Raw genomic sequence first — 11,968 nt, 5'->3', positions numbered from 1 at the left:
GAGATAAAGGGCGAGATTGGTTTGCGTAGCCTTGGTTTTTACGGCGTAGTAGTAGATTTTTTTCGATAGATATTGACCGATCGCGCGCTGGGATGCGAAGCTATCGTCTATGACGCAAGTTTTATCCCCCGGCTCGCACGCGCCCGTTAGCGACTTTGGGGCGCTGTTGTGAACGTAGGTTTTGGGTATCTCGTAACCGCCGATTTGCCTAGTTAGCTCAAAGCCCGATTTTATCAGATGCACCGCGCTAAAAGCGTCAAATTCTTTCATGCTCGCATCAAATTTATACGAGAGAGTATTCTGCTTTTGGGTAAAGTCGTTATACCCGCCGATGCCCGCACTCCCGCTCGTACTCCAGTTTTTGACGTTTGAGGATTTGTAGGTATAATACTCGGTATCATGCTCATAGTCGCGGCTGTTTTGCGAGGCGGAGTAGCTAAGCGTCTGCTCTAAAAATACCCCCTCAAGATCGGCCTGCGCCTCGAGAGTCGCGACGTAACCGCCGTATTTTAGCGTGAGCTGGGAGTCTAGGTAGCGCTTGGCGGAGGTGTAGTTATCTAGCCTAGAGTACAAAAAGCTCGGCTTTAGCGTAAATTTATCGCTCACGCCCCAAACGCCTTTTACGAAAAGATTATCATTAGTCTGCCTGTCGTCCGGAAACGAGTATAAATTTTGATTTATCTGTTTTTTGTTGTAGTGGTTTTCTATGACGGAGCGGTGCCTCGAGTAGTCTAGCAAAAGGCCGAAATTCTGCGTCAAATACCCTTCGGCGCCGACTCTATATCTGCGCTTTTTAAAGTCGCTCATATCGGCCAGATTGCCGTCGTCGTATCTTTGCGCGGCGGAGGCGTCTTTATAAATTTTGCTCCAATCCCCGCCCGTATAAGAGTAGCTAAGTACGCCGTGAAAGCCGCTTTTGGGGTCTCTGGTTTTAGCGTTTACGGCGCCTCCTTGAAAGCCGCCGTACCTAGCCGAGACCGCGCTATCTAGCACCTCGACGCTACCTAGCAGATCCGTATCTACGCTCATGGCTTGCGAGCCTATCGTGCTGTCGCTCCAGATGTTGTTGTGGTTATTCCGCGTGCGTTTTTTAGGGTCTAGGTCGTTATTTATGCTTGCGCCGTCTAGGGTAAAGTTGTTTTGATAGTAGCTCGCGCCGTTTATGCTGATATCTTGCGGAGCCAGCTCGCCCGCGCGCACGCTTTTGGCGTTTTTCGCGCTAAAGGCGACGTTTGGATTGCCCTTTAAAAGATCGGTTATGCCGTGATTTTTAGACGTTATCAGATCCATATCCGCGCGCGTTAGTTTTCCGGGTTCTTTCGTAGCGTTGGCGTCGGCGCTGACCTCGACTTTATCTAGCACGACCTCCGCGGCGTTTAGCGTACTAAAATTTAACGCCTTTAAAGCGGTTAAATTTAAAGAGCCTTGATGGGCGTCGCGACTCGCGACCAAATGCGAAAGCGGCAAATTTAACGCCGCGGCCGCCACTAAAAGACTAGCCGTTTTTTTCATAATTATCCTTAGTTAAATTTATTTGTCGGTTTTGGGCGTTTGCGTCAAAACCGCGTATTTTAGGCGGCGATAAATTTTACTCGCCTTACGTTTTAGCTTTGAACGGTTGCTAAAATTCGGCTAAATTTACGCCGCAAAGTTTGCAAAAAGGCGGCTATTTGCGATTTGCCCTCGCAGCGATTAGGCTTTGTTTTTTTAACGCGCGTTTAAACCGCAAATTTAAATAAAAACGCCGCCCAAATTTATTCGCCGCTTAAAAAAGCTACGCCAAGCAGGTTTGCTAAGCTCTAAAGCCGCTTTTGCTAAAAATATAAAAACTGCGCTAAGAGCTAAATTTGTCCCGCGCAGGCGTTATTTTTTAGATTTTAAAACCGCCTGATAGCCTTGTTTTTTGAGCGCTTCTACGACCGTATTTTCCGCAAAGTCGTCCTGGACGACGATGTCGGCCGTTTTAGCCTCCAAATTTACATCAAATTTCTTCACGCCCTTAAGCGTATTTAACGTCTGCGTGATGACTTCGTAGCAGCTCACGCAGGCCATGTTTGGGATCTCGTAAACTAAAGTCTTGTCCGCAAAGGCCGCCGTGCAAAGCACCAGCGCTAGAGCTAGCTTTTTCATTCTTTGATACCGACTTTGTATTTTTTGGCTTGGATCGCGTGCACGATGTCCATCACGTTTACGCCGCTATCTGCGGTGATGTTCACGTCCTTGCTTTTTAGATCAAAACTCACTCTTTTTACGCCTTTGACGCCTTTTGCGGCATCTTCGATTTTCTTGGCGCAACCGCCGCAGTTCATATTCGGTACGTTTAGTTCGTAGGTTTGCTCTGCAAAAACAGCGCCGCAAATCGCCGCTAAAAGTAAAATTTTCTTCATCATCGCTCCTTGAAAATAATATTTGATATGAAATTGTATCACTATATTTCTTATATATTTATTATTTTCTATTTATATTAAAATGTAATATAATTTACTTTTTTCTTATATTTCAAACCAAAATTTGACATCGAATTTGAGCAGATTTAAAGCGGGTGGAAAAATATTGCAGGGAAATTAAGAGGGGAATTTAGCCCGCAAAAACCGTAAATTTGCAGGCTAAATTTATAAAATTTATTCTTTTGTTTTTGCCATTCTGCGGCGCATAGTAGGATCCAGATAGCGTTTGCGTACGCGTATGTTTGTCGGCGTGACTTCGACTAGCTCATCCTCCTCGATCCACTCCAAAGCGCGTTCTAGGCTTAGCTTTCTAGGCGGTACGAGCTTGATAGCGTCGTCAGAGCCGCTAGCGCGTACGTTGGTTAGGTTTTTGCCTTTGATCGGGTTTACGTCCAGATCGTTTGGACGGCTGTGCTCGCCGATGATCATACCTACGTAGGTCTTAGTCTGCGGATCGACGAAAAGTATGCCGCGATCTTGCAGGTTCCAGAGGCTATATGCTAGCGTTACGCCGTTTTCCATCGATACTAGGGCGCCGTTGCTGCGGTGCTCGACGCTACCGATGAGCGGACGAAACTCAAGGAAGCTGTGGTTCATGATGCCCTCGCCTTTCGTATCGGTCAAAAACTGGCTTCTAAAGCCGATGAGACCGCGCGCAGGGATCTCAAACTCGATCCTAGTCTGTCCGTCGCCGGTCGGGTGCATAGAGACCATCTCGGCCTTTCTGCGTCCGAGTTTTTCGATCACGGTGCCGCTAAACTCGTCCGGCACGTCGCACACCAGCAGCTCAAACGGCTCGCAGCGCACGCCCTCGATCTCTTTGATGATGACTTCCGGACGCCCGAGACAAAACTCAAAGCCCTCGCGGCGCATATTTTCGGCCAAAATCGTGATTTGCAGCTCGCCGCGGCCGCTAACCTTAAATTTACCCTCGCCGATGTTTTCGTAGCGCATCGCGATATTGGTTTTCATCTCGCTAGCTAGACGTTCGTCGAGTTTGTTTGAGGTTACGTGCTTGCCCTCGGTGCCCGCTAGCGGACTATCGTTTACGCTAAATACGACGCTAAGCGTAGGCTCCTCGATTTTTAGCGGATCAAGCGGCATAGGGGAGTTTGGATCCACGACGCTATCGCCGACATCTAGCGCTTCAAAGCCCGCTATCGCCACGATATCGCCTACTTGCGCCTCATCGATGTCGCGGCGCTCAAGGCCCAAAAAGCCGATGAGTTTTGAAATCCTGCCCGTCGTTTTCGTGCCGTCGGCTTTAGCGAGCATCACGTTTTGGTTTTTAGAAATTTTACCGTTGAATATACGTGCGATGCCGATTTTACCGACGTAGTTGTCGTAATCAAGCGTGAAAACCTGAAGCTGCAAAGGGTTGTTTATATCGCCGCTAGGAGCCGGGACGTGAGACAAAATCGTCTCGAAAAGCGGCTGCATATTTACGTTTTCGTCGGCCAAATTTAGCTTCGCGTAGCCGTTTCTAGCCGCCGCGTAAACGACTGGGAACTCTAGCTGCTCGTCGTTTGCCTCAAGCGCTACGAAAAGGTCGAAAATCTCGTTTATCACGCGATCTGGATCGGCTGCGGGTTTGTCGATTTTATTTACGACGACGATCGGACGAAGGCCGAGCGAGAGCGCTTTTTTCACGACGAATTTAGTCTGCGGCATTACACCTTCTTGTGCGTCTACGAGCAGCAAAACGCCGTCGACCATCTTTAGCACGCGCTCTACCTCGCCGCCAAAATCGGCGTGGCCCGGGGTGTCGATGATGTTGATCTTGGTGTCTTTGTAGCGGATCGCGGTGTTTTTCGAGAGGATCGTGATGCCGCGCTCGCGCTCGATATCGTTGCTATCCATCACGCGTTCGCCGACGGCTTGGTGCTCGTTAAAAGTACCCGATTGTTTCAAAAGCTCGTCAACCATCGTGGTTTTGCCGTGATCGACGTGAGCGATGACGGCGATGTTTCGTATCTTTTCCAAATTTTTCTCCATTTTAAACTTTTAAAGCGCGGATATACGCGTTTTGATAAGATAGCGATTATACCCAAAACTTGCTAAAAAAAAATTTATAACCGAAATTTAATCTAAATTTAGCTTTATACGGTTATAATATTTACTATCAGTTAAACGCCCTAAGGTAAATTTATGTTGAAAACCCGAAACGTCGGCTTTAAAATCTCAAACAAAACGATACTAAATCAAATAAATTTAGAATTCAAAAGCGGTAAAATTTACGGACTCATCGGACATAACGGCTCGGGAAAATCTTCTCTTATTAAAATTTTAGCCAATCAGCAAAAAAAATATTCCGGGCAAGTGCTTTTGCTGGATAAAAATATCAAAGAATATCGCGCCAAAGATTTTGCCAAAAAGCTCGCGTATTTACCGCAAAATTTACCCGATGCGGCCGACGTTAGCGGATTTGAGCTCGTATCGATGGGCAGATACGCTCATCAAAGCGGCTTTTTGCGCGACGAAAAAAACGACGAACGCATAGTTTTGGAGGCTTTGGAGACAACCGGAACGCTTAAATTTAAAGACCAAGAGGTGCGCACCTTATCCGGCGGCGAGCGTTCTAGGTTGTTTTTGGCGATGCTGCTGGCTCAACAAAGCGATTTTTTGCTTTTAGACGAGCCTTTGGCTCCGCTTGATATCTCTTTTCAGATCGAGGTTATGCAACTTATTTCCAGGCTGGGCAAAGAGCTCAAAAAAGGCGTTATTATCGTTATTCACGATATAAATTTAGCCGCTACATATTGCGATTATCTCATAGCCTTGAAAAAGGGCGAGGTGATCTTTAACGCCGATGCAAAAGAGATAATGAACAGCGAGCGCCTGGCGCAAATTTACGGCGTAAAGGCGAGCATCGTTCCTCATCCTACCCAAAACCGACTAGCGGCGGTTTTTTGATGCGCGCTTTTTTCGTATTTATTTTTACTTTAACTGCCTTAATCGCTCGAAATTTACCCCAAGAAACGGAAAATTTAAGCCCTAAAATCGTAGCGGTAGATTGGACGGCGGCGGAGATATTGAGGTCTATCGGATACGACGTAGCGGCTATCGGAGATAAAAGAAACTATGAAATTTGGGTCAAAGAACCAAGCGTAGAAAACGCGGTCGATCTAGGGCTTAGAATGCAGCCCAATCTAGAAGCGCTAATCAAGCTAAAGCCCGATTTTATCATCATTCCGTCCTTTTTTGAATTTAACAAAAACGCCCTAGCCCAATACGCGCGAGTAGAGGTCATAGACGCGTATAAAGAAGGGGATTTATACGAAAATATTTTGGACGCGACGCATCGTATCGCCAAAATCGCAAAAAGAGAAAAAGAAGCACAAAATCTCATACGAGAAAACGAAGAATTTTTTAAAAATTTACGCGCCGAGCTCGCGCGTTTTTCAAACGAACCTATCGCGACGATCCAGTTTATAGACAGCAAGCATTTGAGAATTTACGGAGAAAACAGCATATACGGAGTAAGCCTGAAAAAAATGGGGCTAAAAAACGCCGCGCCTAAAGAATTTACGTTTAATTTGTGGGGTATAGCCACGGTGCCGATCACTTCGCTTTTTAAGCTTCCTAAAAACTCGCGACTCGTTATCGTCGAACCAAATCCGCTCGATATTAAGCGCGAGCTTAAATTTAACGGGCTGTTTCGAGCTCTAGGGTTTTTTGAAAATAGTATTCAGACGAGTCCGATTTGGAGCGCGGGCTCGATTTTGAGCATGCAGCGCTTTGCTACGCAGCTGGCTCAAAACCTAAATCAAGATCCCCGAAAATGAAAAAATTACTTACGATTTTTTCGGTCGGTTTCGTCGTTTTGGGTATTGCCGCAGTCGCCTCGCAGGCGATTTTACTGGAAGATTTCGGCCAAAACGTCAAAAATTTAGTCGTTTTAAATTATATTTTGCCGCGAATAGGCGTCGCGTTTTTAAGCGGACTGTTTTTATCTACGGCTACGGCTTTGATGGCGCAAATAACGCATAACCCGCTAGCAAGCGATAGTACGCTCGGAGTAGGTAGCGGCGCGGGATTTTTTATGCTAGCGGGCGCTCTTTTCTTTCCGCATCTGGGACTTAGCACCGTCGCGAGCTCTTTCGTCGGCGCGGTCGCGGCGCTAGCGATACTTTTCGCATTATCTTCGGGGCGCGGATTTTCGGTATTTACCACGACGCTATCGGGACTTATAATCGGTTTATTTTTCGGATCTTTAACCTCGCTTTTAATGCTCTTTTTTCAAGAAGAGAGCTTTTTCGTCGCGGTTTGGATGAGCGGGGATTTGGCGCAAGACGGCGCGTTTAATTTTTACTCCATGCTAGTTTATTTTTTGCCGGCTTTAGCGGCTATTTTATATTTTTCTCGCTCGTTTCACCTTTTTGTTTTGGGCGATAGCGCTTGCAAGGCTCTTGGCGTAAACGTAAATTTAATACGCGCGACGGGGCTTTTGATAGCCGCTTATCTCACCGCTTTGACGGTAGCTTTCGTCGGCATCATCGCATTCGTAGGGCTTGGGGCTTATACGCTAGCAGATAGATTTAAATTCGATAATTTCGCAAAAAAGCTAATTTGCTGCGGCTTGTGCGGCGGGTTGCTTTTGGGCGTTACGGACGAAATTTTGATCGTGATTTTAAATTTAACGGGCGTAAATTTACCCGCTGGAGGTATAAGCGCGTTTTTAGGCGCGCCTTTGCTTTTATGGCTGATAATACGCGGCGTCCATAAAAACGAAGTATCCGCAAAAGACGGCGACGCGGGCTCGGCAGTAAAAGCAAACGCCGCTTTCGTATTGCCCGTTATTTTAGCCGTTTTGGTCGCGGCCTGCTTGTTTTCGCTATTTTTCGGGGTCGGAAATTTTAGCCAAGAGATACTAAGCGTGCGTATAAACCGAGTAGCGGCCGCGCTTTTTAGTGGCGTGATACTGGGCGTCGCGGGAACGGTTTTACAGCGTCTAAGCAAAAATCAAATGGCTTCTCCCGAGCTTTTGGGGATAAATTCCGGCGTGAGCCTTGGCGTATTGGCGGCTATGTTTTTAGCGCCGTTTTTGACCGTGCCGCTAGGTATCGCCGGCGCTTGCGCCATGCTTTGCTTTACCGTAGCCGTAAACTACAAAAACGAAATGTCGCCGCACAAGGTGATTTTAACGGGCATAGCTATAATGGCGTTTGTTAGCTCAGTAGAGAAAATTTTGCTCGCGACGGGAGATAGCAGGATTTATAACTTTATGGGCTACGCGTCGGGGAGTACCTATTCGGTTACGACAGCGTGGGCTGCTGCTCTATTTATCGCGGCGGTAGCTAGCGTTTTATTCGCGCTTTATTATTCCAGGCAAATCGAGCTTTTAAATTTAGGCGACGCGACCGCTTCGAGCTTGGGAGTAAACGTCCCGGGATACCGAACGATACTGTTTTTATTTTGCGCGGGCATAAGCGCGTTAGCGGCTCTTAACATAGGCCCGGTTAGTTTCGTTGGCTTGCTAGCGCCGCATATAGCGTCGTTTTTGGGCTTTCGCAAGCCGCGCTTGCAAATCGTAATCGCGTCTGTTATCGGCGGGATATTGATGGTAACGGCCGACTTTTTAGGCAGGACGCTTATTTTTCCTTACGAGATACCTTCGGGGCTCGTCGCTACCATTATCGGAAGCGCCTATTTCGTATCGGTGGCCAGAAAATTAAAATAAACTTTAAAAGGAGACAAAATGAAAAATAGTTTTAGGCTGGGTTTAGCCTTAAGTTTGAGCGCGGTCGCCGCTTTGGGCGCCGATAGCGTAGCTCTCGAAGAAGTAAGCGTCGTGGGCTCTGTAGCCAAAGGCAGCGGAAAAATCGACTTTATGCAGCCCGGAACCACTACTGCGATAACGCAAGATAAAATTTCCGAACAAGGCGCAAGCCAACTCGATAATGCCGTTAAATACGAAGCAGGCTTCATAAATCCCTACGGAACGGATCTGGATACGACCGATTGGCTAAAGCTAAGGGGCTTTAACGCGACGGTTACGCTTGACGGTTCTACGCCTTACAAAGGCGGATATTTAGGCGCTCAGCACGATATCTACGGGCTTGAAAGTATCGAGGTCGTAAAGGGCGCGAATTCGCTTTTATACGGCGCCTCAAGTGCGGGCGGAGTTATAAATTTAGTCAGCAAGCGTCCGACGGCTAAGCCTTTTGCCGAGGTCGGATTTAAGATCGGCAACAAAAATCAACGCGGAATTTTCTTTGACGCGAGCGACGAGCTTTTTACCGATAGGGTCAAATTTCGCTTAGTCGGAAATTACGAGAAAAAACACGGCGACGTCGATTTTACGCACAACGAACACTATTATATCGCTCCGTCTTTGCTGTTTTTGCTCGGCGACGAAACGACGCTGACGCTACTTTCAAGCTATACCAAAGATAACGGCACGGGCGTGACGGCGTTTTATCCCTATCCGAACGTAACGAAAGTATCTCGCGGCGTAAATCCGAGCTCAAGCAGCGACTTTTTAAAAAGAGAGCAGTATACGGCCGGCTACGAGCTAACGCATAATTTTACGGACAATTTAAAATTCGCGTCGAGCTATAAATTTAACAAAGAAGACAAAGAGCAGCTCGCTACGCTATACGTGGGCAGTTTCGGCGTTACGTTAGTCGATGCGGATGTGAAGTCTCATACGTTCGACAACCGCTTGAGCTATGAATTTCAAGGCGAAAACATCAAAAATTTAGCCACGTTCGGCTTTGATTACCGAAAAATAAAAGCGGACGGAATTTACGGCTTTTCTAGCACGACGCCTTGGACTATCGGCGATAGAGTAAGCGTAGCTAGACCTAGTAGCGCCCCAAGATACGACGTAGATCAGTCGCAACTGGGCTTTTATTTTAGCAACCAAGCGACGCTTTTTGACAACCTCATCCTAAACGCCGCCGTTAGACGCGACAAGCTAAAAGAGGACTCCGATACGCTAGGCACGAAAAATAACTACGAAATATCCAAAACCACTTATCAAGCGGGCGTAATGTATAACTTCGACGCGATCGGATTGATGCCGTTTTTTAACTACTCTCAAAGCTTTACTCCCGTCGTAGGAAGCAACAGCGCGGTCGGATACAAACCTATCGAAGGCAGACAATACGAAACGGGCGTAAAATACTTGCCAGAATTTATAGACGGAGAATTTAGCCTTGCATACTTTGATATAGAGGAGAAAAACGCTCTGGTGGGCGGTATGGTCGGGGGCCTATATATCCAAAGCCAAGCCGGTAAAAAACGAACCAAAGGCTTAGAAATAAGCTCGAACGTAAATTTAACCGACGATATAAACTGGATCGCGGCCTATACGCATTATTTTAGCGCAAAAACTCACGACGGAGTAAACGGCGATATCGTAACTCAAACGGCTCTAATACCTAAAAACACGCTCTCTTCATTTATAACGTATAAATTTAGCCTAACCGCCGACCAAAGCCTAAAAGTGGGCGCGGGCGTTAGATACGTAAGCTCTATCCCGGACGGCTCGGCAAGCGGCTACAAAAGCCATTCTTATACCCTGCTAGACGCTATGGCGGAATACGAGTATAAAAAATTAAGCGTAGGTCTAAACGTCAATAACTTAACCGACAAAGAGTATTTTTCCGGTTGCGACGGATATTATTGCTACTACGGCGAAGGCATCAGAGCTACGCTAACGGCTAAATATAAATTTTAATCTCCGATTTTAATTTCCCAAACTCGCCTCAAACGAGGCGAGTTTTTCTACGAAACGATTAGGAACGATTTTTGCATACCCTTTGAAAGTTAAATTTAAAGGGTTTTTATGCAGACTACTCAAAACGATATTTTATCATTTGACGCGAGCATCAAAGGCGGCGTGAAAAAGCAGAGCAAAAACGCGCAAAAAGGCGGTAAAGAGGACGGCGCATTTCTCTCTATGGTGCTAGACGCGGCCGCTAAAAAGGGCGAAAATTTAAGCGAAAAAGATCTAAAAGAGATGGCAAAAGCCGTAAATTTATCCGCCCAAACGGCTCAAAATCAGCAAACAAAAGCGCCTATCCAAAGCACGGACGTAAAAGAAATTTTAGGCGAGGAAGCGGCGGAAAATTTGTTTGAAAACGCGACTTTTATGCAGCTTTTGCAAATTTTAGAGATGCTTAGCGGCGGCGAAAAAATCAGCAAATTTCCAAATTTTGAAAACCGCCTAGCCAAAGCGCTCTCAAGCGAAACGACGCTAAACGAGCTAAGGGGAGCCAAAAATCTAAACGAGCTAATAGAGATCGCAAATAAGCTAAATTTGGGTCTAGAAAATATCGAAGTAACGCAAGCCCAGGCCGACGAGCTAGGCGAGAAATTTCCGAGTTTGGCGAAAAAAGATTTCTTTGAACCCGTAACTCCTAAGAAAAATTTCGCTTTTAGCGAGCTAAAAAACAAGGTCGAAGAGACGATAAACGCAAGCGAGCCAGAGCCCAAAGATACGCTAAATAAACTACTCGCCGCCGTGCAAGAAGAGCAAAATAAGGCCCAGCCAAAAGACGCCAATGCAAAAGCGCAAGACGCGCAAAATTTGGCTCAAAACTCCAAAATCATAAAAGAAGCGGTAAAAAACGATGGCGAAAAAGAGACAAATTTAAAAGACGATAAGCCAAACCTCAAAGCCGAAAGCGAGCTAAATTTAACCGCCGCAAAAAGCGAAAAATCTGTGCTCGGCCAAGACTCTAAAAAGATAAATTTACAAAATTTGCTATTTCCTGAGCGCGAAAACGGCGAAGAGCAAATTTTAACCGAAACCCAAAGCGATAACGGCGAAAACAGCGAGCTAAACGCGATGGTAAAAGACGTCATCTCAAACGCCAAGGCGCAAAGCAGAAATTTCCAGGCCGTGCGCGAGACGTTTGATAACTTTAGCTCAAATTTAAAAGAGCAAGTCGCGGCATACAAATCGCCGTTTATGCGCTTTAACATCACGCTAAATCCGCTAAATTTGGGCGAAGTCGAGATCACGATGGTAAATCGCGGCAACAATCTGCACATAAATTTCAACTCAAACACGCAGACGATGAACCTCTTTTTACAAAATCAGGCCGAGTTTAAAAACAGCCTCGTAAATATGGGCTTTACCGAGCTTGAGATGAACTTTAGCGATCAAAATCAGCCCAAAAAAGAGCAAGGGCAAAAAAGCTACAAAGGCTCCAAATTTAGCTCCGACGACGCCGAGCAAAGCGAACCGACTGCGCCTCGTTTAGAGCTCGTCGTTCCGCGATACGTGTAAATTTGGAATCAAATTTGCTTGAGATATAAAAATTTAAAGGATAAAAGATGGCAAACGGACTAGAAACCAATAACTTTACGGTAAACAACCAAGCCGCCAAAAAATCGGCGGACGCCCTACAAAAGGCCGCAGGCACCAATCCAAACGCCCAGCTAGACAAGGACGCTTTTATGAAACTTCTTTTGACCGAGCTTCAGTATCAAGACCCGACAAGCCCGATGGATACGGAAAAAATGCTAACCCAAACTAGCCAGCTAGCCTCGCTTGAAATGCAAGAAAA

10 protein-coding genes are annotated in these 11,968 nt (G+C 46.3%); 6 read left to right on the top strand and 4 right to left on the bottom strand.

Annotation, left to right across the window (positions count from 1 at the left end):
- The 4 genes from Q0338_RS10030 to typA all read right to left on the bottom strand — a co-directional run.
- Window positions 1–1,512: TonB-dependent receptor plug domain-containing protein (locus tag Q0338_RS10030; protein ID WP_298086597.1), on the bottom strand; the 1,512-nt coding region annotated here is incomplete at its 3' end.
- Window positions 1,513–1,863: 351 nt separating this feature from the next.
- Window positions 1,864–2,130 (bottom strand): heavy-metal-associated domain-containing protein, encoded by a 267-nt coding sequence (locus tag Q0338_RS10025; protein ID WP_298086596.1) that lies wholly within the window; start codon window positions 2,128–2,130, stop codon window positions 1,864–1,866.
- Window positions 2,127–2,387: a heavy metal-associated domain-containing protein gene (locus tag Q0338_RS10020; RefSeq protein ID WP_298086595.1), complete on the bottom strand. Its 261-nt coding sequence runs from the start codon at window positions 2,385–2,387 to the stop codon at window positions 2,127–2,129. Before Q0338_RS10020 ends, Q0338_RS10025 begins: the two co-directional genes overlap by 4 nt.
- A 234-nt stretch (window positions 2,388–2,621) precedes the next feature.
- A complete protein-coding gene (gene typA / locus Q0338_RS10015) occupies window positions 2,622–4,430 on the bottom strand; it encodes a translational GTPase TypA (RefSeq protein WP_298086599.1) in 1,809 nt (602 codons plus the stop codon).
- Window positions 4,431–4,595: 165 nt separating this feature from the next.
- On the opposite strand from typA, the gene Q0338_RS10010 reads away from it, so the two are divergent.
- The 6 genes from Q0338_RS10010 to Q0338_RS09985 form a co-directional block, all read left to right on the top strand.
- Window positions 4,596–5,360, top strand: coding sequence for an ABC transporter ATP-binding protein (locus Q0338_RS10010; protein ID WP_297969120.1), 765 nt, complete (start codon window positions 4,596–4,598; stop codon window positions 5,358–5,360).
- Window positions 5,360–6,232 carry an ABC transporter substrate-binding protein gene (locus Q0338_RS10005; RefSeq protein WP_298086598.1) on the top strand — a complete coding sequence of 291 codons (873 nt, stop codon included), beginning with the start codon at window positions 5,360–5,362 and terminating at the stop codon, window positions 6,230–6,232. The genes Q0338_RS10010 and Q0338_RS10005 overlap by 1 nt, the downstream gene beginning before the upstream one ends.
- Window positions 6,229–8,127, top strand: coding sequence for an iron ABC transporter permease (locus Q0338_RS10000; protein WP_298086594.1), 1,899 nt, complete (start codon window positions 6,229–6,231; stop codon window positions 8,125–8,127). The genes Q0338_RS10005 and Q0338_RS10000 overlap by 4 nt, the downstream gene beginning before the upstream one ends.
- Window positions 8,128–8,145: 18 nt before the next feature.
- Window positions 8,146–10,131, top strand: coding sequence for a TonB-dependent siderophore receptor (locus Q0338_RS09995; protein WP_298086593.1), 1,986 nt, complete (start codon window positions 8,146–8,148; stop codon window positions 10,129–10,131).
- A gap of 108 nt (window positions 10,132–10,239) precedes the next feature.
- Window positions 10,240–11,688 carry a flagellar hook-length control protein FliK gene (locus Q0338_RS09990; protein ID WP_298086592.1) on the top strand — a complete coding sequence of 483 codons (1,449 nt, stop codon included), beginning with the start codon at window positions 10,240–10,242 and terminating at the stop codon, window positions 11,686–11,688.
- A gap of 47 nt (window positions 11,689–11,735) precedes the next feature.
- The coding region (locus tag Q0338_RS09985; RefSeq protein WP_298086591.1) for a flagellar hook capping FlgD N-terminal domain-containing protein at window positions 11,736–11,968 on the top strand (233 nt) is incomplete at its 3' end.

This window comes from uncultured Campylobacter sp. (genome assembly GCF_938018145.1).
In the GTDB taxonomy this organism is placed as follows: domain Bacteria; phylum Campylobacterota; class Campylobacteria; order Campylobacterales; family Campylobacteraceae; genus Campylobacter_A.
This window is presented reverse-complemented; position numbering and strand designations above follow the sequence as displayed.